This is a genomic window from Candidatus Eisenbacteria bacterium, from assembly GCA_018831195.1.
Classification (GTDB): Bacteria; Eisenbacteria; RBG-16-71-46; order CAIMUX01; family JAHJDP01; genus JAHJDP01.
In genome coordinates, this window is record JAHJDP010000084.1 from 15,533 (window position 1) to 38,431 (window position 22,899).

A 22,899-nucleotide genomic window follows, 5' to 3' on the forward strand; every position below is an offset into this window, starting at 1 on the left:
CCTTGAAGGAGTTACCGAATGAAAACAACCCTTTGCCGCCGCGTTCCCAACCCGGTACGCAGCTTGCAAAAATAGATTCCGCTCGGAAGCGCACGACCGCGGTCGTCGCATCCGTCCCAATGGAAGCGGTGCATCCCCGCCGTGAAATGCGCGTCGGCGACACGGCGGACGACTGAACCCCGGACATCGACGATGACCAGTTCCGCATGGGATTCCGTCGCGCAATGGAAACGTAATGTACAAGCCCCTCCGGCCGGATTGGGATACGGCGCGAGCAGGGCTACGGCCTTGGAACCGAGCGAACTCCCCGGCACATCGGCGCCGGGTTCAACATTGAGTTCGATTAAATCGATAAGTTCGGGATCGTCCGTGCCGAGATAGTACGGATCCCCCGCCGCGGCGGGAAGCATGCTGGGATTCAGCGCGCCCAAGCCGTGCTTGGCCCGCTCCTCGTTGATCTTGATGGTGCCGATCCGGTCCGTCGCGACAGGATCGATCCCCACGATCACGCTGTTGTAGGCCCAGTTCGGCGGTGTGTGATAGGGCGGGATGTAACCCGGTCCTCCGTTATAGAGCCCGAAGGTGCCGTCGATGATATAGAGCTTGGTTTTGTCGCCCAAGTCATCCCTGAGGAACCTGGCCAATCCCGGCTCGCCCCGGGTGTGGCCGTCGCCGTACGTTCCCGATAGATGCATCTGGTATGAGGTGGAGATGCCGTTCACCGTACCGTACAGGTTTTTCAGACTGAATGTGATGCCGGACTCGCTGTGATCTTTGATCACCGAGGCGTTGATCATATAATCGCAGTGATCGATGATGATCTTTGAGAATTGATGATAGGAGTGCGTGTTCAGGGGATGATCGATGACGAAGGTCTGTGAATCATACCCAACGCTCGGATGATCGGTGCCGACATACTGCACGCCGGGGCCGCCCCAATTCGGTGTATAACCGGTCTGCGGGCAGAAGAAGGGATTGTCAAAGTCCCAGACAATGATCTGCTCTTCGGGCAGCTGCTGGCCGCCCAGATCCATCATGAGGAGCCCGTCGATGATCGCGTTCACCACCTCGGGATGCGTGGGCACATCGCCGCAGGCGAGGTTGATCTTGATGGCGACTTTATGCGTGTTGTTGATGCCCGGGAAGAGGCTCTTCCAGGCGGCGCCGGTCTCTTCGTGGCCCGTCAGCGCGCGGATCGCGGCGTGCACCATCAGATCGACCGGTTCCTGATTCACCGTGTCCCATCCGGAGGTCGCGCCGGCGTGAAAGGCGCGAACGACCCTGGCGCCGCGGGCGGCGGCATGGGCCGCCGGCGACTTGAGGATATAGGGTGCGATGATCATGCCCGCGGCGCCGGCCGCGGTGGTCTGAAGGAAACGGCGGCGCGTGAGGCCTTTTGATGAGACCTGATCCCGGCCCGCGCGGAGTCTCAATCCGTCATGTTTTGTTCTCGGCTGATCCTGATGATCGCCCTGCTGTTCAGATCCTCGCTCGTCGGCCATGGAACCCTCCCGTCTTCACCACTGTTGCCATACTTGCCACTTGATCAATTGGCGTTGATTTTTAGAGATCCCCAACTCTGGTAATCCACCGGCACGGCTCCTTGGATAATCGTCAGAATCTCCGTGGCGATACAAAGAACCTCGGAGAAATCCGACACCGTGGCGGGATTCATATAGATGGAGCCGTAGAAGCACTCTTCCCAGAACTGGAAAATGATATAGGACAAGGCCGGTTGAAAACGCGCCTCTCCCGAGCCGGTCCATTCCGGCACCGGATCGCCCATCCCGCTGGAGGGATCGTTGAAGAGCCCTTCAGCCCCCTCGGCTGTGCCCTGATTGTATAAGTTGATGCTCGCGGCCACGGTTCCGAACAGATAATTCTGAAAGACTGCGGCCGTGAAACCGTATTGATCGTGGAGAAAAGCGCCCCCGTCGATGAACTCTGTCAGCTCCTCGAGTGTATAAGCCGTCCCCGGCGCGCCGTCGGCAAGCCATCCCGAGCAAAACCCCTCGTTGGGAAGCAATGTTAAGGGATCGATCTCGTCGCAGGCCGCGAAAAGCGGGCCGGACAGACTCAGGCCCAGGATCAGGATGGTGCAGAATAGGGCAAGCCCCACACGATTAAACCCAGACATGGATTCCCCCGGTGCAATATTCCCGTATTGGGAATGGTCCCAATTGGAGATCGCAAAATCAGGGTGGATTAAGGCGGCGCAGCTCCACCAAGATTCCAATGCAATTATACCTTATAGGGGGGGAGATTGCCAGGGGCTGCAGACGGCGCCCGGCGGTGGAAAAATCCGGCCAAGAAGTCTATAATTAAATGGTTAGGCCGTACATCCACTGATGGCAGCAGAATCCCACCTGGAGGTCTCTATGACACGGCATCGCTTGATGGCCATCCTCCCGATCTTCTCTCTCATCGCGGCGATTGGGCTGGCGCCGGTATGGGGGAATGACTTGAATCTCAACGAGTTACGATATCAGACCCCCGCTCCGACCGGCCGCATCATCATTAAATTCGCGGAGGGGTCGGGTTTGGCGGTGGAGAACGGCTTACTGCGACCTGACGCGCCCGATGCCCCTCGGGTCGCCGCACTGCTGCGGCGGGCCGCGGCCGCTTTCCGGCTGGAACGTCATTTCTCCAGGGATGCGGCGGCACTCGATGCCGAACGCCGGGCGGGGCAGGGCCGGGTGGGCAGTCGGCTGCCTAACCTCAACCGGTATGCGCGGTTAACGCCTTTGATCCCTTCGGATTTCTCATCGCGCGAAGCGCTTCTGGGGATTCTCAAGGCGCTCTGGGCCGATCCAGCGATAGAAACAGCCTTTCTGGAGCCGAGAGCCGTTCCGGCGGCCCTTGGCTTTGATGCCTTCGCCGGGACCTTTGATGCCGGAGCGGCCTTCGCGGGGCGGCTCCAGGAACGGAGCCCCGATTACACCCCTCAGCAAGGGTACCTCGATCCGGCCCCCGACGGGGTCGATGCCGAGGGGGTCTGGGCCACGGCCGGCGGGCGGGGTCAATCCGTCAAGGTCCTCGATATCGAGGGGGCCTGGCTTTGGGATCACGAAGATCTCCCCGCGCCCTTCTTCACGGCGGGGGGCGCGATCGAGGACGAAGGCTGGCGCAACCATGGAACCGCTGTGGCGGGGGAGATCCGTGCGATCGGCAATCTTTACGGCGTCACCGGGATCAGCCATGAGGTCCAGATCGGCGGCGTCTCGATCGCCGAACTCGGCACCGCCGATGCGATCAACACCGCGGCGGCCAACCTCGACCCGGGCGACATCTTTCTGATCGAGCTGCATGCCCCCGGTCCCAATGCGACGGGGCAGGGGCAGTTCGGTTATGTCTGCATGGAGTTTTGGCAGGATGTTTTTGACGCGATCCTTGTCGCCTCCGCCAACGGCCGCATCTGCTGCGAGGCGGCGGGGAACGGGCAGCAGGATTTTGACGACGCGGTTTATATGGGGCTCTTCGACCGGAATGTCCGCGACTCGGGCGCCATTATCTGCGGCGCGTCGAACGGCGGCGCCCTCGAACCGGCCGGTTTTACAAATTACGGCGCGCGCGTCGATCTGCACGGCTGGGGTTACAGTGTTTGTACAACCGGATACGGGAATCTTCAGGGCGGGGATGAGATCGAATGGTATACCGATACCTTCAGCGGCACCTCCAGCGCCTCTCCGATCGTCACCGGATCGGTGGCGTCGCTGCAGGGAATGGTAAAGGCGGCCTTCGGGATCCCATTAAATGCGCGACTGGCGCGGGACATTCTCGTGGCGACGGGCACCCCGCAGGAGGGGACGGATCATATCGGGCCCCGGCCGAATCTGACCGCCGCCTGGGCTGAGGCGCAAAATGGTATCGGCGCCGTAGCGGGAACCGTCACCGACGCCGCTTCAGGGCTGCCGATCCCCGATGTGACGGTGACGGCGCTTGAAACCGGGGCCTTCGCCGTGACGGGCGCCGGCGGCGTTTACAGCCTGCCTTTTCAATCGGGTACCTATACATTACTTTTCACCTCGTTCTTCTACGCCTCCGCGACCGAACCGGTCATCATTACCACCGGGAATACGTCGATTGTCGATGTGGCATTGACCGCGGCGCCCACGATCGAGATCGGCGGTGTGGTCTATGCCGACGACGCTTACACAGAGCTTGAGAATGTCCGCGTCACGCCGATCGGCGTTCCGCTAAGCGGCGCCGTTACCGGCCCCGACGGCCGCTGGTCGATTCCCGGCTTTCCCGAGGGCAACGCCTATATCTTTATCTTTGACAATCTGCCGGGGTACGGCGTGGATGCCTACTGGGTCGGCGGTCCGAGCCTGGATCCGGGTTTAACAAGGTCGGATGTCGAGTTCGCCGTGCAGCTCCCGACGGCGGCCGAGGATTTTGAAAGCGGCGGCGGGGGTTTTTACAACGAATCTATCTGGGAGTACGGCACGCCGCTCGCCGGTGGGCCATCCGCCGGATTCAGCGGCCAGAACTGCTGGGGCGTTGGGATGACCGGCGATTATGGGGATGATATCATCGGCGTTCTGGAAAGCCCGGCTTATGATTTTTCGGATGAAACGGAACTGCGCCTGTCATTTCATTATTGGTGTGAAACCGAATCGGGATTCGACGGCGCGAACCTCCAGATCCTGGATCTCGGCTCCCTTGAATGGACCACGCTGACGCCCTCCGGCGGTTACCCCTCCATCTCCCTGAGCGGTATTGGATATGATCCGGGCTGGTCGGGTTCGACCGGCGGGTGGACCGGCGCCGTCTTCGACCTCAGCGCTTACATTTCCGACACTGTTAAATTCCGGATTCAGTTCGGTTCCGACGGCGGTGTGAACGGCCTCGGATTCTGGATCGATGAGATCGCTTTCGATACCGGGGACCATATTTCCGGCGCGCTGGAGGGGGACCTGTCGGTTGTCGCCGGAATCATCGGCCTGGCGCCGAATCCGTCGCTCGGGGCGGTTCAGGTCGCCCTCGCCATGCCCTCCACGGGTTCCGCGGATGTGGCGGTCTATGACGCGGGCGGGCGATGCCTGCGCCACTTGTACAACGGCCGGCTTCCTGTGGGGACGACGCGGCTCAATTGGGACGGCGCCGATCATAACGGCCGCCCTGTTTCCAGCGGCGTCTACTTCATCAGGATGGAAACCGAAGATCAGAGCTGGGCCCGGCGGGTGGTGCTGGCGCGACGGCGGTAATTTATGTAAACATCCCGGGATTCCGCCTGAAAGGTTGCTGGAGTAAAGGCCTGAGATTCTGTTGTTTCTTCCTCTGGCCGCATCGATCCCCCTCGGTTATAATCACAAAGTGCAGATCACCATGTAGTGAAGTGGCCGTATACAGCGCGATTGTTTAGAACGCCAATTAATGGTTCCCCTGGAGACCTCGAGCGGATGACGGCGCGTTCTTATTCCATCCACCCGAGGAGGGGTTTTCATGTGGCGCAGGACTTTAATTTCTTGTCTATCTCTTTATTTCTTGGTGCATTCTGGTTGCGGCGGCAGAGAAAAACTAACCAGCGACGATGGCTCCGGTGATCCGGCACTCCCCGAATGGGTCTACGGTGAAAGCCAGGTCTATGATGCGCCGGCCGCGCCCGGCGGGCGGATTTTGGATCCGCTGAGCGGTCAAACCTTCCGGTTCCCGGCGGGCGGAAGCGGTCTACTCACCGTTTTACAATTAGAGTCGGGGCCCCGGACAGCGTCGGACGAGGGGGCTTTTGAGATTACATACGAGGGATCGGGGTCTCTTGAACTTCTCATCGATCATGACCCCGAGGATGTCGATTTTCTCGTGGGGTACCTCCCCTTGGACTACGCCGTACAAGAGGGGGAGGAACTCGACACGTCGGGCTGGCTGCCGCTTGGAAGCACGGCGGGCCAGGGCGACACTCTTGTCTTTGAACTGCCCGTGGGCGCAAAAATGACGGGCTCGATGTCACTCCCCTGGTCTTGAGTGAAAAAGTTTAAGCCGGTTCGCTACAAAAAGGGGACCGCGCAGGCCGACCTTTACGCTCAGATCGAGCAAAATGTCCGGGAGGCCGCGACGACTCTTATCAACGCCATTCCCGAATCGCGCCGCTTGCAGGTACAACAGGATATCAACGGCTCGCTCTCGCCGGTTCTTTACGTCCCCCAAAACCGCAGCGCCTATTTGTTTAAGTCGATGCCGAAGTATGTGCCCTATTGGGATTCTTTCGGCGTTATCTCTCAGTGCGCGATTGTCATACCCGATGACGCCACCGGCAGTGTGGCCCATGAAGTCGGTCATTACTTTCACCATGTCCTTCTGGGGAACAGCGGCTATCTGAATTTCTTTCGGAATGTCCGTCCCAACGGCCATCATGTGGGGATGGCGGGGGCGCTGAACGAGCTGATCGAAGAGCCGGCCTATCTCGCGGAGTACTATCTCAAGGGGAGCGTCGGCGGGCTGGGGCCTGAGAAGGGGACCTTTCTCACCAACGGCGGCGGGGGATCGATCTCGCCGATGACGGTTGATTATCGCGATCTCGAGGGGATGACGATGGTTCTCTTCGCATCGATCCTTCGGGAGGATACCGAGATTCGCAACTATGCCAATGAGCTTGTGACCGTGCCGGTGGTGGAGGGTTCGCGCGAGCAGTTGTGGCGGGATTGCTATGAGATCGTCGCCTCAGGGACATCCGGCGTTTTGACGGCGCGTGACAAGATCGAGACATTGCTTCAGAACTCCGGCCAGGCCGCCAAACTCCCGGCCATGCTGCAGGCGATCGGCTGGAGTCATCATGTGGTCTGCCGCTTTGTGGATGGCGATGGGAATCCGTTATCCGGCGTGACGGCTCGCGCCGTGAGCAAGGTCGGAACGTCGGAATACCGCCTGCCCGCGCGATCACGGGAGAGCGATGACACCGGGACATACGGCCTGAGCGAGTTTTTCCCAGGCGCAAGCATCCTGCGTGTCTATTATGACGGCGATTCAAGCGATGTTCCAAGGACAATTCCATGGACCACGCCGACGAATCAGCAGGTCGATCTTGGCGATATCGGTGTTGTCAGCAATGAGCTGCTGAACAAATTGCACCAAACCACACGAATTGATTTCGGACTGAATGCGCCCCACACCTTTAGTGACGGGCAGAACTGGGACGGGCACTTTGAGATCCTTGTCTGGCCCCTTGTATGGACAGGCACCTCCTTTACCGCCCGACATGAAGTGGATGATGTTAGCGGCCATTATTTGATGACGGCGAACGGCAATGTAAGCGCGGATGGTAGGATTCTCAATGTCGAATATTCCGCCGATTTTTCCCAAGACCAAACCGGGGGGATTCACACTGAAACTCACAGGAGAGTGAATGTGGCCGGGTTGCCTTATACTGAAGATTACATTGGTGGTGGGAACCGGGTTGTAAAGTATGTGAAAACCGGTGAGGAGGCGGAGCAGTATGTCGTCGCGATGGAGTCGACTTTTACGCAAACCGATGCGGGTGGGAGCGTGATAGATTTTTATGAGTATGTTTCGACAAATTGGGCCGCGGCGACAACCGATCTTGATTTAACATTCAGGCAGTAGTGGAGGATGAGGGTCATGCGGGGAACGGCTGCATTTGCCACGGTCTGTGTTGTTGCCTTTTGTTTTGTTGGCTGCGGTGAGCGAGAAAGATTAACCTCCGACGGCTCCGGGGATCCGACACTCCCCGAATGGGTCTATGGCGAAAGCCAGGTCTACGATGCGCCGGCCATGCCGGACGGCCGGATTGTGGATCCGCTGACCGGTCAAACCTTCCGGTTCCCGGCGGGCGGAAGCGGTCTGCTCACCGTTTTACAATTAGAGTCGGGACCCCACACAGCGTCGGACGAAGGGGCTTTCGAGGTATCCTATGAGGGATCGGGGTCTCTTGAGCTTCTCATCGATCATGATCCCGAGGATGTCGATTTTCTCGTGGGATACCTCCCCTTGGACTATGCCGTACAAGAGGGGGAGGAACTCGACACATCGGGCTGGCTGCCGCTCAGAAGCACGGCCGGTCAGGGTGACACTCTTGTCTTTGAACTGCCCGTGGGCGTAAAAAAGGCGGGTTCGATGTCACTTCCCTGGTCCGGCGTAAAAAAGTTTAAGCCGGTTCGCTACAAAAAAGGGACAGCGAACGAAGTTCTTTTTGCCCAAATCGAACAGAATGTTCGGGACGCGATGAACTCTCTGATCAATGCCCTGCCGGCCGCCCGTCGCGCCGCGGTTATGGCCGCTGTGAACGGCGCATTCGAACCCGTTCTGTATGTCCCCGCAAATCGCAGCGCCTACCTGTTCACATCAAAGCCGAAGTATGTGCCCTATTGGGATTCTTTCGGCCTCGTAGCGCAATGCGCTATTGTTATACCGGATGACGCCACCACGAGCGTGGCGCACGAAGTCGGCCACTATCTCCATCATGTTCTTCTGGGAAACAGCGGCTATCTGATTTTCTTCCAACATGCCCGCCCCAGCGGACACCATGTGGGGATGCCTGGGGCGCTGAACGAGCTGATCGAAGAACCGGCCTACTTTTCTGAGTATTATTTAAAGGGCACCGTCAGCGGCGCAGGTCCGGAGAAAGGGACTTTTCTCACCAACGGCGGTGGTTCGATCTCGCCGATCAGCGTTGATTATCGAGATCTCGAGGGGATGACGGTGGCGATGCTCGCTTCCGTGATTCGCGATCGCGACGAGATCCGGGATTATGCCAATAGGGTGGTTAAAGTGCCGGTGGTGCAGGGTTCGCGCGAGCAGTTGTGGCAGGATTGCTATGAGATCATCGCCTCAGGGACATCCGGCGTTTTGGCGGCGCGTGACAAGATCGAGACCTTGCTTCAGAACTCCGGCCAAGCCGATAAACTTCCGGCCATGCTGCAGGCGATCGGCTGGAATCATCATGTCGTCTGTCGATTCGTAGACGGGAATGGAAATCCATTGTCGGGCGTGACGGCTCGCGCCATCAGCAAAGTGGGTAGCATGGAATACCGTTTGCCCGCGCGATCACGTGAGAGTGATGGCACTGGGACGTACGGCTTGAGTGAGTTTTTCCCCGGCGCAAACACGCTGCGTATCTATTACGATGGCGATTCCACCGATGTCCCCAAGATAATTCCATGGACCACGCCAACCAATCAGCAGGTTGATTTTGGAGATATCAGTGTCGTGAGTGATGAGCTTCTTCGAAAGCTGCATCGCTGCCAGCACATCACCTTCCGTATCCAGGCGCGCCATCTATTCAGCGACGGTGAGCAGCGGGATCGCCATTTTGAGCACCACCTCTATCCATTGACCTGGAATGGTTCTAACTTCTCAGTACGGGATACGATCGATTCGTATGGATTCCACGGCGTCATGATCTCAGACGGCAATGTTGAAATGAACGGTATGATTTTGAACGCCGAATATACTTATGACTGGACAAATGACCAATCCGGAAATACACATACCGAAAGCCATATAAGAGTTGTGGTGACCGGATTGCCCTATACAAGTGACTACCTAAACCTCGGGCACCAGCATGTACGTTATACAAAAGAGGCGGCTGAGGCCGTTCCCTACATCACCCTCATGGAGGCGACCTATACCCAGAGCGTAGATGGAACGGTCACCCAATCGTGGTCCTATATCTCGACCAATTGGTCGCACCCCGATGCGACGTCAACCCTGGATATGGAGTTCCATGAGTAGGCGGGCGGGCATCAGCGCGTTTCAAGTGTCATCCGTCCAAGGAGGTATCATTTTGAGGCGTCTCGCGACGTTTATAATTGTCTGGGTCGCTCTCTGCGCGCTCTCGGGTTGTGGTGAGCGCGAAAGACTAACCTCTGATGGCTCAGGGGATCCGGCGCTTCCGGAATGGGTCTACGGCGAAAGCCAGGTGTATGATGCGCCGGCCGCGCCCGGCGGGCGGATTGTGGATCCGCTGACCGGCCGCACCTTCAGATTCCCGGCGGGCGGAAGCGGCCTCCTCACGATTCTGCAATTGGAATCGGGCCCTCAGACCGAGTCGGACGAAGGAGCTTTTGAGATCATCTACGAAGGATCGGGGTCTCTTGAAATCCTCATCGACCATGATCCCGAGGATGTCGATTTTCTCGTCGGATACCTCCCCTTGGACTACGCCGTACAAGAGGGGGAGGAACTCGATACGTCGGGCTGGCTGCCGCTGAAAAGCACGGCGGGCCAGGGCGATACTCTTGTCTTTGAACTCCCCGTGGGCGCAAAAAAAGCGGGCGCAATGTCGCTGCCCTGGTCCGGGGTAAAAAAGTTTAAGCCGGTGCGATACAAAAAAGGCACCGCAAACGAAGTCCTTTTTGCCCAAATCGAGCAAAATGTCCGGGAGGCCATGAACACCTTGATCAACGCCGTGCCGGCCTCGCGGCGCGCGCAGGTTCAGCAGGATGTTAACGGCCCCCTCTCACCGGTCCTCTATGTGCCCCAAAACCGGAGCGCGTACGTGTTCAAATCAACGCCGAAATATGTTCCCTACTGGGATTCCTTCGGCCTTGTATCGCAATGCGCCATTGTTATACCCGATGACGCGACCGGCAGCGTGGCCCATGAAGTGGGCCACTACCTTCATCATGTGCTCCTGGGGAACAGCGGCTATCTCGGCTTCTTCCGGAATGTGCGCCCCAACGAACATCATGTGGGGATGGCGGGGGCGTTGAACCAGCTCATCGAGGAGCCGGCCTACCTTGCTGAGTACTATCTCAAGGGGATCGTCGGCGGCCTGGGGCCGGAGAAGGGAACCTTTCTCACCAACGGCGGCGGGGGGTCGATCTCGCCGATCAGCGTTGATTATCGAGATCTCGAGGGGATGACGATGGTGCTTTTCGCGGCGATCCTTCGCGAGGATACCGAGATTCGCAACTATGCCAATGAACTTGTGACCGTGCCGGTGGTGCAGGGTTCGCGCGAGCAGCTGTGGCAGGATTGCTATGAGATCGTCGCCTTAGGGACATCCGGCGTTTTAGCGGCGCGTGACAAGATCGAGACCTTGCTTCAGAACTCCGGCCAAGCCGATAAAATTCCGGCTATGCTGCAGGCGATCGGCTGGAATCATCATATCGTTTGCCGTTTCGTCGACGGCAACGGCGACCCCCTCGAGGGCGTGACGGCTCGCGCCATCAGCAAAGTCGGGGCGACGGAATACCGCCTTCCCACGCGGACGCGGGAGAGTGATGGCACTGGGACGTACGGCTTGAGTGAGTTTTTCCCCGGCGCGAACACGCTGCGTATCTATTACGATGGCGACTCCACCGATGTCCCCAAGACAATTCCCTGGACCACGCCGACGAATCAGCAAGTCGATTTCGGTGATGTCTCCGTCGCCAATGACGAGCTTCTCCGGAAACTGCATCGATGTGATCACCTTGCCTTCAACATGCGGGCGCCGCATGTTTGGAACGACGGTGAAAGCCGGGACCGGCATTTCGAGCACAATCTTTGGCCGATCGTGTGGGATGGTTATACATTCTCGGTTCGGGATTCACTGCATGGCACCAATAATCACTGGTGGTTGACCGTCGATGGCGATGTCGGGACGGATGGGCGGGTCCTGACCGTGGAATATACATATTATTACAAGGTGGATTTCAACGGCGGGATTCACGATGAAAGCACTATGCACGTGCGGATCAGCGCTCTGCCCTATACTCAGGATTACATTCACATGGGATTCCAGCATGTGCAATACTTGACATCCGGCGGTGAGGCGGCTCCCTATGTCACGGCGATCGACGCCGAATATGTAAGAACCAACGCGGAGGGAGATGTTGTCGATCAGTTTGAGTATATCTCGACCGATTGGACACAAGCCGGCGCAATCGCTGATCTCGATCTGACATTCGGTGAGTAAGAGAGGTTATGGTACAGGCTTCAGATGAATTCGGTCCGCAAAATCCTGGCGCTCAATGCGCCCCTGACGTGGCTCTTCTACGGCGACAGCATTACGCATGGCGCCTATCACACCTTTGGGCTTCGCGACTACCCGGAGCTTTTCGATGAACGGGTCCGGGGCGAAATGGGCCGGGTGTCGGATACCGTCATCAATACGGCCATCAGCGGGGATACGACACGGGAGCTTCTCAACGGCTTCGCGCGCCGGGTCGCCCGGTTTCAACCTGATCTGATCTTCCTCATGATCGGGATGAATGACTGCTCTGAAGAATCCGGCATCGATCTAGCGGAATTCACGGGGAACCTCCGCCGGCTCGCCGACTTGGCCGCCGGCCTCCCGGCCCGGCTATGCCTGCAAACCACCTGCCCGATCCTCAAGGGGACCGCGCCCGACCGCGAACCCCGCTTTAACGATTTTATGGAGGCGGTGAGGGAGGTCGCCCGCGAGCGGCTGTTGCCCCTCATCGATCACACGGCATACTGGCAGATGCATCCCGAGCAGCACGGCCGGTGGATGAGCGATTCCTTCCACCCCAACGGCCACGGCCACCGGGTCTTCGCCGGGCTGATCTTCCGGGAATTGGGGATCCAAAGCGATTCCGAGCCCTCCGGACGGTTTTTCATCCCCTAATTTTAACCCGAAAGAAATTCCCAAAGGAAATTCCATCCCAACAACGCGCGCGATCTGATATCTTTCCCGGGAAGCGTCTGATTCCGGCTGCATGGCTGAGAAAGGCAAAACCGCATGCCCCATAACACCCTCCATATGGTTTGCAACTCCCACATCGATCCGGTTTGGCTCTGGGATTGGGAGGAGGGGGCGGCCGTCACGCTCGCGACCTTCCGCACCGCCGCCGATCTCTGCGAAGAATTCGGCAACCTCATCTTCTGCCACAATGAAGCCATATTGTATAAGTATGTGGAGGAATACGAGCCGGCGCTCTTCAAGCGGATCCGCCGCCTCGTTCGAGCCAAGCAGTGGCATATCATGGGCGGATGGTATCTCCAGCCCGATTGTAATATGCCTTCCGGCGAGTCATTCGTCCGCCAGATCCTGCTCGGCAAGCGCTACTTCCGCGAAAAGTTCGGTGTCGATGTCACCACGGCGATGAATTTCGATCCCTTCGGCCACTCCCGCGGGCTTGTACAGATCCTGGCGAAGAGCGGCTACGATTCCTATATCTATTGCCGGCCCGGCTGGTCCGACGGGGCGGCGCCGGCCCCGATCTTTGATTGGGTCGGGTTTGACGGATCGGAGATCCGCGCCGTTCTGGCGACGGCGCATTACAACTCGCCGCCCGGCGGTGCGGCGGCAAGGACCGCGCAATGGATTCAGACGCAATCGTATCAAGCTCATCATCTTCAAGATGTGCCGCCGGCGAGTCCGTCGGGCGGGGCGCTGCAGCGGGTCAGCCTGCTGCTCTGGGGTGTCGGCAACCATGGCGGCGGGCCTTCGCGCCGCGATTTGGGGGATCTCGCGATGTTGATCCGCAGATCAACAGCGACAAAGGTTGACCATTCGACACCGGAGGCGTTCTTTAAAGATCATCGCAGGGCCTATCCATCGGTCCCGAGACATGACGGGGATCTCAATCCTTGGGCCGTCGGCTGTTATACATCGATGATCCGGGTGAAGCAGAAGCATCGGGAGCTGGAGAACACGCTCTACATGACCGAGAAGATGGCGGCGGCCGCCTCTCTGCAGAAACTCACGGAGTATCCACGAAGTGCGCTTCGGGAGGCCGGGTGCGATCTGGCCGTGAGCGAGTTTCATGACGCCCTTCCCGGCACATCGATTCAATCGGTAGAAGACGCAACGCTCCGGATTCTCGATCATGGCTTGGAAATCCTTTCCCGTGTGAAAGCCCGCGCCTTCTTCGCTTTGGCCGCAGGGCAGCGCAGAGCGCGGGAAGGGGAGTATCCGATCCTCATCTACAATCATCATCCCTATCGGACCGAGTGTGTCGTTGAGTGCGAACTGCAACCGAATTGGCCGCATGGCACCGATCGCTTTTTGCAACCGGCGCTCTTCCGAAAGGGCCGGGAAATACCGGTTCAAGCCGAGAAGGAACGCGCGAATATCAATGAAGATCATCGCAAGCGGATTGTCTTTCGAGCGGTCCTTGAGCCGTCTCAAATGAACCGCTTCGATGTGCGCTTGAATCTCATCCGCAGGAAACCGGCGGCGGCATTGAAGGCGCGCCAGGGGAAGATTCGATTTAGGTCAGATGATATGGAAGTCGTGATCAATACACGAACCGGTTTCATCGATCGCTATCGCGTCAAGGGGGTCGATCTGGTCAAACCAAACGCGGGCCGTTTTCTTGTCATGAAAGACAACGCCGATCCCTGGGGGATGACGACCAGGTCTTTTCGGAAGAAGGCGGGGAGTTTCAAGCTGCTGTCAAAAGCGGCCGGAACGCGATTCTCCGGGATCGCCGGTCCAGCACTCCCCTCGGTTCGGGTTATCGAAGACGGCCCTGTGCGCAGTGTCGTTGAAGCGATCTATGGTTACCGCGATTCCACCATTTGCCAGCAATACAAATTGCCGAAACAGGGCACGGAGATTGAGCTGGAAACCCGCGTCTATTGGAATGAGAAGGATCGAATGTTAAAGCTGTCGATCCCCACGACGCTTCGGGATGCCGTCTACCAGGGGCAGACCGCTTATGGAACCGCCGATCTCCCGGCGAACGGCGATGAGGCGGTGGCTCAGAAGTGGACGGCGGTCGTCTCCCGCGCTGATAATTTCTGCCTGACCTGTATCAATGACTCGACATACGGGTCGGATATGGCCCGGGGCGAGTTGCGGCTTTCCCTGCTGCGCTCTCCGGCCCATGCGGCTCATCCGACCGGAGGCCGGCGCCCGATCACGAAGCCCGATCGGCATACGACCCGGATGGACCAGGGTGAACGGCATTTCCGATTTTGGCTGAACGGCGGAAAGGTGGCCGGCCGGTTGAAACGGATCGATCGCGAAGCGCTGGTCTTGAATGAACGCCCGATGGCCTTGAATTTCTTCCCCGCCGGGGGCGGAAAGCAGCCGAAGGCGGGTGTCGTATTGAGCGATCAGGTGGTTCAACTCGGTGTCTTTAAATATGCCGAATCAAACGACGATCTCATCATCCGTCTCTTTGAACCGACGGGAAGATCCAGGTCGACCACGGTGTCAATTCCCGCAACGGGGGCAAAGAGGGTGGTGGAGCTTTCAGCTTTTGAGATCAAGACACTACGATTCAATCGCCGGACCCGGCGTTTTGTGGAAGTGAACCTGCTCGAAGAACCGGTGGGGGGAGCGTCGCAATGAATATCGTCCTCGTCGGGATCGGCGGTTACGGCGAAGTTTATCTTGAGGCCTTGCTGGACCCGGCCAACGCCGAGCCCGGACTCCCCGCCGGCCATATCGTCGGCGCTGTTGATCCCAACCCCGGCGCCTGCCGGCGGGTGCGCGATCTGAAAGAACGGGGTGTTCCATTTTATACTTCCCTGGAAGAGTTCTATGGCGTGGGGCGTGCTGACCTGGCCGTGATTTCCTCTCCGATTCAGTTCCACCGGGAGCAGACCTGCCTGGCCCTTGAAAAGGGCAGCTATGTGCTCTGCGAGAAACCCGCCGCGGCCACGGTTGATGATGTGGATGCGATGATCGCGTGCGAGCGGCGTTCCGGCCGCTGGGTGGCGATCGGCTATCAATGGTCGTTCAGCGCTTCAATCCAGGAACTAAAGCGGGATATTCAGGCGGGTCACTTCGGGACACCGCGGAGAATGAAATCGCTGACCCTCTGGCCGAGAGATGCGTCGTATTACAAACGCAACAACTGGGCCGGACGTTTGCGGGATGATAGGGGCCGTTGGGTCATGGACAGCCCGCTCAACAACGCGATGGCGCATGACATGCACAATATGCTTTATCTTCTGGGCGATGAGATGGCCCGATCCGCGATGCCCGCCGCCGTCACGGCGGAACTCTACCGCGCAAATGAGATCGAGAGTTTTGATACGGCGGCGCTGCGGGTCGAGACGGAGAGTGGAGCAGAGTTGCGCTTCTATGCATCACACGCCGTCGCTGAGATTCAGGATCCGATTTTCTTATGTGAGTTCAGCGATGCTGAGATTGAGTTTGCCGGTGGGATGTCACCCATCAGAGTGCAATTTCGGGACGGCAGGCTGAAAGAGTACCCCTCTCCCAATACGGATCCCCAGTGGAAGAAGTTATGGACCTGTTTAAAGGGCAACGTTGACCCGTCATTGATTCCCTGTGGATTGAAGGCGGCACGATCGCAGACCCTCTGTGTCGGCGCCGCGGCCGAATCGATGCCTGTGATCGCCGCGTTTCCTGATCATCTCATCCGCCGGTCCGGTCCTCCGGAGAAGGAGTCGACATGGGTCGACGGTTTGGCGGAAATCTTGCGGAACGCCTACCAGGCGGGGCTGTTGCCCGGCGAGATGGATGTGGTCTGGGCGCGGACCGGGCGGAGAGTGCTGACACCTTGAAAATTAGAGTTGGATTGAATACAATTATAGCACGGTTGTGATTGTTCATGAGTGAGAAATGGATTTCGTCAATACAGTATTTCGAAACCAAGATAAAGAGATTGGGGGATACACTTATGATTCGCATTGGCCCCAAACCATCAGGTTTTATCGTCATGGTTGTCGTTCTATCGGCCGGGTTCCCATCATCATTGTTCGGTCAGAATTATCATCCCCTGGAGACAGGAACAGAGTGGTACTACGAAAATATTGAATATGGCCCCATGTCTATTTCGATGACAGGCGACAAATTGGTGCTCGGTGTTTGGACAAAAGTCAGACATCAGGAAGAAGCGCTGCAAACATACGAGAATTTCTGGACTTGCGATGATGACGGAAACCTCTTTCTGCATGGAGCCCATAATCTGGACGATGGATGGCAGGCCGTCTATGTTCCTCCGGTCAAAATGATAAACGCACCCCTCTATTTGAATAGTACTTGGATCACTGAAGATATTATGGTGTATGATTTCGATGGAAATCCAATTTGGGGCCCATTCAATTACGGATTAAAAGTTTATTGGGAAGGTGAAGTTAATGTCCCGGCCGGTGACTTTTATGCTTATGGTGTTGGAATTAATCCCTCGATCAAATCCGCGCATTTTAAATCGATAGATTCGCATGACATGTTTGGACGGAGAGGTGAGGAGACAGAAGATCCCCCACCCGGCTATCCTGAGGATTGGTACGCTGCAGATATTGGAATGGTACGGCACATAGACGCAGCGCCCTGGTATTGGAATTTGGTGTGGTGGAAGGGCCCTCAACCCACATCATCAAAAGAAGATAGTTGGGGACGGCTGAAATTCGGATTGAAGTGATGATTCTGCCGCTCAATTAATAACCCATACTTTGCCCTCGGACCCCGGCGGCCCTCATCGCCTCCTCAGCCGCCGATATGCACCAGCAGCCACAGCAGGAAGATGATAAAACCAACCATCACCCAGCTGCCGCCGAACCCCCAAAGATCCCACCGGTTGGGTTTGAGGATCTCCCACGACGACCCCGGGAAGATCTTCATCTTTTCAAAGATCTCCGGAAGCTTGGCCGCCTCCTCCAAAGCCCGGCGCTCCGCCTCGGGTGTCGGCTGCACCGGTGTGTGGATCTTGCCGAAGAAGGCGTCGAGGCTCTCCTTTTGTACAGGCTTGGTGATGATGCTGAAGATGAAGAGAAGCAAGAAGGGGAAGAGCGCGTCGAAGAAGAAGCGGGTGGCGACAAGCTGCGCCTTGGAGGCCGATGAAAAATCGATTTTGAACCAGCTCAGAACCCAGATCTCCGCGTGGAACCGCCCCATCCCTATCTTGGGTGAGACGGGATCGGAGGGATCGGAGCGCACGACTTTATCAAAGAAAATGCCGGTCGGCTCGATGACCATCGGCTTGCGGATCGCATCGCCGATCTTTACGGCGCGCCCCGCCAGGAGATCATCGTCGACGGCGCCGGTCGTAATCATGACAGTCTTGGGTTGTGTTTCTATTAAGAGGCGGGGATGGGTTCTGATACCGTCAAGGGTCTGAAACAGGTTGGGGATGATGGCGTAAAGCGTGAAACAGATAAAGACCTGTAGGATGACCGCCCGTTTTGTTAAACGGCGCCAGATAAATCCGAGCCAGATCGACGCGCCGAAGACGGCGGGGAGGGAGATAAAATATTTAAAGAGATCGAGGAGGTTATTCACGAAGAGCGCCGACCCGATGCCACCTAAAAGAACAATTAGAATCACAATCCGTCCTATATTGATATAGTGCCGCTCGGATTGATTCGGTTTCCAGGGTTGATAAAGATTGCGGACGAAAAGGGCGGCGTTTGTGACAGCCGTTGCGTCGAGCGTCGACATGTTGGCGGCGAGAATACCGGCCAGCATGAGACCGATGGCGCCGGGAAAGAGCAGATCGTAGGTCATGTGGCCCCAGATGAGATCGGGGTCGCTGAGTTTCCCGCCGTAGAGGCCGATGGCGAGGAGGCCGGCCAAGGCCCAGAAGAGCATGATGAAGCGTTTGAGGAACATCCCGCCGATCATGCCGACGCGGGCGGTCATTTCGTTCTTGGCGGAGCCGGCGGTCGCCATCATCGGCGCCGCGGCGACAATCGAGACAAGGTTGGCGACGACCATGGCCAGAATCGCGTACCAGGCGTATTCACTCGTCGCGGCGGAACCGAAGAGCGCGAATTTGAAGTTGGGGACGGCCTGATGCAGTCCCTCAAACCCGCCGATCCTCCCCAATCCGATCGGTATCAGAAGGAATGAGAAGGTGATGATGAGGAACCCTTGGATCGCATCGGTGACCGCCGCGGCGGTGAAGCCCCCCATCACGGTGTAGATCGCCACGATGAAGGCGTAGGCGAAGTAGAAGACAACGGGGTTTGTATAAGAGATGAAGGATCGGATTTCGCCGCGCTTGCTTCTTTCGTTCAGCTCATCATACCGAACCTGTTCCTCGGCATTCAGCCCGTCGCCAAGATGGGCTTTGAGCGTTTGCAGTTCCTGGAAACGCTCAACACTGAGCCGCTCTTCCTGCGTATAGGCGCTTTCCGGTTTCGGCGTCAGGGCCATCATCGTCTTTCCGGCCACCATATAACTGACACCCCCGCCGATCAGGGCCATCGCCAGGGTGAAGACGGCGAACGATCCGCCGAGAAAAGGGCTGCGGAAACGCTCGGTGAAATAATCGCCGATCGTGATCAGCCGGGACCGGCGATAGAGCATCGTGGTGAACCAATAAAAGGGGGTGAGGAAGAGAACAAGGTATTGAATCCACATCCCGCCGATGCCCTGGCGATAGATCTCGCGGGAGACGGCGACGGCCTGATCGGCATTGGTGGAGTTGCCGAAATTGAGAAAGAACTGATAGAACTTCCCTAGCTTGCGGCCCGCTATATAAAAATCCTCGGTGTTCTTGGTGCCTTTTCCGATGCGGTGGCCGAGCCAGAGAATCACAAGAACATAAAGGGCGATGATTCCAACGTCCAGAATGTGAAGGCCGAAAAGGGTCACGTTGCCTCCCGTTCCCAAAACTCAAAGAAAGCTCTGACATTCTCGGGATTTGCGCCCGCGCCGAATTCGCACTGGGCGATCAGGCCGCCGCCGCGGTGTAAGGAAGATTTCATCAATCGGGAGGCTGCGATGACCTCATCAAGCGAACCGTTGGGGAGAATCTGCTGGCGATCCATCTCACCCCAGAAGGTGATCTCTCCAGCAAATTTTTTTCCGATCTCTTCCACCCCCATGCAGAAGATCTGTGAGTTGACGGCGTCGATCTCCAATTCAATCAGATCGGGGAAGATGTCGAGGACATAGCCGTCAGTGTGCATAAAGATATACTTTCCGTTGCGATGCGCGATTTCCGCATATTCCCGATAGAGGGGCTTGAAGAGCTCACGCCAGAGATCGGGAGACACGAGAAGGGCTTTCTGGCTGCCCCAGTCATCCATAAAATAAAGAGCATCGACATCCGTCTTTGCCCACAACTCCATCTCCTTGACATAAAGCCCGTGCAAGATCGCCAGCAGGCGGTCGAGTTCCGTTGGGCGATCCATGAAATCCATAAAGAGATTCACCGTTCCCCGGAGGAATTGAGCGCGCTCAAAGGGGCGGGGACAGGTGCCGGCCAGCAGGAAGAGTTCGGATGAGGCGCAGAATTCGTTGACCTTGTTTGTATCGACACTCAACGCTTCCGTGGGGACGCGGAGATCTTCGATCCGCGACCAATCGTGGAGGAGAGGCTCCTTGACCTCGCCGATAACGCCGGCCTGGAGGTTCTGAAAGACACATCCCCATTCATCGATGTAAGTGCCCGGCGTGTGTTTTTCGCCCGATATGTGCGGGAATTGCTTCAAAAATGACGGGGAGGACCCGATATCGTCCGGAAAATCTCTCTGAAGCCGCCGCGATGGCTCGGGATATTGTTGAACCGCCCAGGGGAGAAGCCACATTTGACGCGGGATCCGGGCGGGGGAATCGAATTCCAGGGTTCGGCAGACGAGCTCTCGGGATGTCATTCGTCTTTGCTCCTTGATCGATCAGGAGTCGCGGGCGATGAGATGGCGCGCCAGAACCACGGCCCCCCTGGCGTCGGCGGCATACCCGTCGGCGCCGATCTCGTCGGAGAACTTTTGTGTCATCGGGGCGCCGCCGACCATCACTTTGACCTGATCTCTCAAGCCGGCGTTATCCAGTGCTTCGATGACCCCCTTCATCATAGGCATGGTCGTCGCAAGCAGGGCCGACATCCCGACAAGATGCGCCCCTCCGCTGCGAACCGCATCGATAAACCGCTCCGGCGGCACGTCGAGACCCAGATCGATCACCTCGAATCCGGCCCCCTCCAGCATGGCGGCGACGATATTCTTGCCGATATCGTGAAGGTCGCCGGTGATCGTGCCGATGACGACTTTTCCCACCGGTTTCACATTGGATGCGGCGAGGCGCGGCCGGATATGGGACATCGCCGCCTTCATGGCCCGCACCGCGATAAGGAGTTCCGGCAAAAAACAAAGGCCGGCCTCAAACCGCCGCCCGATCTCATCCATTCCCGGAATGAGCGCAATATTGAGAAGGTCCTCGGGTTCCACGCCGCTGCCCAGCGCTATCACGGTCAGGCTATCCGCGGATTTGGCGTCACCTTTAACGATGGCTTCATACAGACCTTGGTGTTGAGTCATTGCGCTCCCTGGTGAGTGTATAACTAACGCTGAACTTCATCTTTGAACGCGGCCGGAGCTCTTCCCGCCGGCAAGGGCTTCCACTTCTTGAAGGGAGACCCTGTTGAAGTCTCCCGCGATAGTGTGTTTCAGCGCCGCTGCGGCGGCAGCGAACTCCAGCGCATCGGCGGACGAACGGCCGGCCAGGATCCCGTGGATCAAACCGGCGGAAAAAGCGTCTCCGGCGCCGACTCGATCGGTGATATGGATCGAATAGGTCTTGCTGTGATAAAACGCTGATCCATCGAAGAGGGCGGCCGACCACCGGTTATCAGAAGCGGAGAGGCTCTCGCGCAGCGTCACCGCCATCATTTTCAGCTTATACTTTTCGACCATCTCCCCGGCCGCGCCTTGATAGGCCTTGATATCCAGCCGGCCCGAATCCGGATCCGACGCGCCGGCATGAATGCCGAAGACATCCCCCATATCGGCTTCGTTGCCGATAGCGATATCGACAAAGTCCATCAACGGCGTCATGACCTCTCGCGCCTTTTCCCGCGGCCATAATTTGCCGCGGTAGTTGATGTCGGTACTGATCGGGATTTTCATTTTCTTGGCTGTCAGCAAGCCCTCTCGTAAAGATTCGGCCGCGGAGGAACTGAGGGCCGGCGTGATGCCGGTCCAATGAAACCAGGCCGCATTTTTAAGCGCCGCTTCCCAATCGATATCACCGGATTGAATGGCCGCAATGGAAGAGCCGGCCCGGTCGTAGATGACGCGTGACGGCCGTTGAGAGAGGCCGTGTTCCAGATAGTAGAGACCGATCCGGTTTCCCTGCCGGACGATACATGAAGTGTCGACACCGAGACCGCGAAGCTCTTGGATCGCCGCCTGGCCGAGATCATTTTCCGGAAGGGCCGTGACGAAGCGTGAGGGATGACCAAATTGCGCCAGCGACACCGCGACATTCGCTTCGGCTCCACCAAACCCCGCGTCGAACGACCCGGCTTGCTGCAGGCGCCGGCCCGGCGGCGGAGAGAGGCGGAGCATGATCTCGCCAAAGGTGACAACTCTTTGATCGGCTTCAATCCTGTTGTTTTTGTCCTGTTCTCCCGGCCTTGGGGCCGTGGCCGGCGCCTCTGTTCCGGCTCCGGAAAGAACCGCGAGCCATCTTTTCGCCTCTTCCCGCATCTTATCCGGAGTGTCGATGAGCTTCGTGAGCACCGATCCGCAGATAATCCCCTTGGGATCGTGCGTCGAGATCGGCTCAAGATTTTCGTAGGTGACACCGCCGGTATAGAACAGCAGGAGATCTTTATAGACGGCCTTCCAGGCGGTGGAAGATTTAAGAAGGTTATTGGTTCCAGTGATCGCAGGAAAAATTTTGTACAGCCATTGATATGGATATTTTATGCGGAGGGTTTCAAGGTCGCACCTGTAAAGTTCCGCTTTCTGTACAAGCTGCTTGCCCGCATCGGCCGTGCCGCCGGGTGCGCAGAGGATATCCTTTTGGCAGCAGGTTTCCACAACGGCGGGCAAATAATCAGGCGAAACGACACCCGCCACTCCGGCGCGAATCGCCGCATCGGCCTGCTCCGGTGTCAGTACCGTTCCCGCCAGGAGAAGAGCGCCGGGATGGCGTTTCAGCACCGCCTGGATCCCACCGAGCGCCGCATCGGTCCGGAAGGCGATCTCCAGCACAATCCCCAGATCATTCAGGGCTTCATAGGCCGTGAGGCATTCTTCGGGACGGCGTGGAGCAAGCAGGGCAATCAGTCGTGATTGCTTCAGCTTCTTCAGTACGGCCAATGATCTATTCAACGGATCCTC

The 22,899-nt window shown here is 57.8% G+C and carries 15 protein-coding genes; 9 read left to right on the top strand and 6 right to left on the bottom strand.

Going from position 1 to position 22,899, the window contains the following annotated elements; translation table 11 throughout:
• Positions 1-11 precede the first annotated feature (11 nt).
• Both KJ970_13990 and KJ970_13995 read right to left on the bottom strand, forming a co-directional pair.
• Positions 12-1,502 (bottom strand): DUF362 domain-containing protein, encoded by a 1,491-nt coding sequence (locus tag KJ970_13990; protein MBU2692026.1) that lies wholly within the window; start codon positions 1,500-1,502, stop codon positions 12-14.
• Positions 1,503-1,546: 44 nt separating this feature from the next.
• Complete coding sequence (locus KJ970_13995; GenBank protein MBU2692027.1) at positions 1,547-2,137, bottom strand: hypothetical protein; 591 nt, start codon at positions 2,135-2,137, stop codon at positions 1,547-1,549.
• A 241-nt stretch (positions 2,138-2,378) separates the two neighbouring features.
• Here KJ970_13995 and KJ970_14000 point away from each other — a divergent pair, with 241 nt between their 5' ends.
• The 9 genes from KJ970_14000 to KJ970_14040 all read left to right on the top strand — a co-directional run bounded on the left by KJ970_14000 (position 2,379) and on the right by KJ970_14040 (position 17,249).
• Complete coding sequence (locus tag KJ970_14000; protein MBU2692028.1) at positions 2,379-5,207, top strand: carboxypeptidase regulatory-like domain-containing protein; 2,829 nt, start codon at positions 2,379-2,381, stop codon at positions 5,205-5,207.
• Between the two features lie 238 nt (positions 5,208-5,445).
• Positions 5,446-5,964, top strand: a complete 519-nt coding sequence (locus KJ970_14005) for a hypothetical protein (protein MBU2692029.1) — start codon at positions 5,446-5,448, stop codon at positions 5,962-5,964.
• A complete protein-coding gene (locus tag KJ970_14010; GenBank protein MBU2692030.1) occupies positions 5,965-7,560 on the top strand; it encodes a hypothetical protein in 1,596 nt (531 codons plus the stop codon).
• 15 nt (positions 7,561-7,575) lie between these two features.
• Complete coding sequence (locus KJ970_14015) at positions 7,576-9,687, top strand: hypothetical protein (protein ID MBU2692031.1); 2,112 nt, start codon at positions 7,576-7,578, stop codon at positions 9,685-9,687.
• A 52-nt stretch (positions 9,688-9,739) separates the two neighbouring features.
• Complete coding sequence (locus KJ970_14020) at positions 9,740-11,857, top strand: hypothetical protein (GenBank protein MBU2692032.1); 2,118 nt, start codon at positions 9,740-9,742, stop codon at positions 11,855-11,857.
• 24 nt (positions 11,858-11,881) lie between these two features.
• Positions 11,882-12,529, top strand: coding sequence for an SGNH/GDSL hydrolase family protein (locus tag KJ970_14025; protein MBU2692033.1), 648 nt, complete (start codon positions 11,882-11,884; stop codon positions 12,527-12,529).
• Between the two features lie 114 nt (positions 12,530-12,643).
• The gene (locus KJ970_14030) at positions 12,644-15,205 is read left to right on the top strand and encodes an alpha-mannosidase (GenBank protein MBU2692034.1); all 2,562 of its coding nucleotides are present in this window, start codon (positions 12,644-12,646) and stop codon (positions 15,203-15,205) included.
• Positions 15,202-16,389 carry a Gfo/Idh/MocA family oxidoreductase gene (locus tag KJ970_14035; GenBank protein MBU2692035.1) on the top strand — a complete coding sequence of 396 codons (1,188 nt, stop codon included), beginning with the start codon at positions 15,202-15,204 and terminating at the stop codon, positions 16,387-16,389. Before KJ970_14030 ends, KJ970_14035 begins: the two co-directional genes overlap by 4 nt.
• 47 nt (positions 16,390-16,436) lie before the next feature.
• Positions 16,437-17,249 carry a hypothetical protein gene (locus tag KJ970_14040; protein MBU2692036.1) on the top strand — a complete coding sequence of 271 codons (813 nt, stop codon included), beginning with the start codon at positions 16,437-16,439 and terminating at the stop codon, positions 17,247-17,249.
• Between the two features lie 65 nt (positions 17,250-17,314).
• Here the strand turns inward: KJ970_14040 and KJ970_14045 are convergent, their stop codons facing one another.
• The 4 genes from KJ970_14045 to KJ970_14060 are packed head-to-tail and all read right to left on the bottom strand — an operon-like array spanning position 17,315 to position 22,890.
• On the bottom strand, positions 17,315-19,423 hold the full coding sequence (locus KJ970_14045) for a sodium:solute symporter family protein (GenBank protein MBU2692037.1): 2,109 nt from the start codon (positions 19,421-19,423) through the stop codon (positions 17,315-17,317).
• Positions 19,420-20,427 carry a methyltransferase gene (locus KJ970_14050; GenBank protein ID MBU2692038.1) on the bottom strand — a complete coding sequence of 336 codons (1,008 nt, stop codon included), beginning with the start codon at positions 20,425-20,427 and terminating at the stop codon, positions 19,420-19,422. Before KJ970_14050 ends, KJ970_14045 begins: the two co-directional genes overlap by 4 nt.
• A 21-nt stretch (positions 20,428-20,448) precedes the next feature.
• Positions 20,449-21,090 (bottom strand): corrinoid protein, encoded by a 642-nt coding sequence (locus KJ970_14055; GenBank protein MBU2692039.1) that lies wholly within the window; start codon positions 21,088-21,090, stop codon positions 20,449-20,451.
• A gap of 36 nt (positions 21,091-21,126) precedes the next feature.
• On the bottom strand, positions 21,127-22,890 hold the full coding sequence (locus tag KJ970_14060; protein MBU2692040.1) for an aldolase: 1,764 nt from the start codon (positions 22,888-22,890) through the stop codon (positions 21,127-21,129).
• Positions 22,891-22,899: the final 9 nt, after the last annotated feature.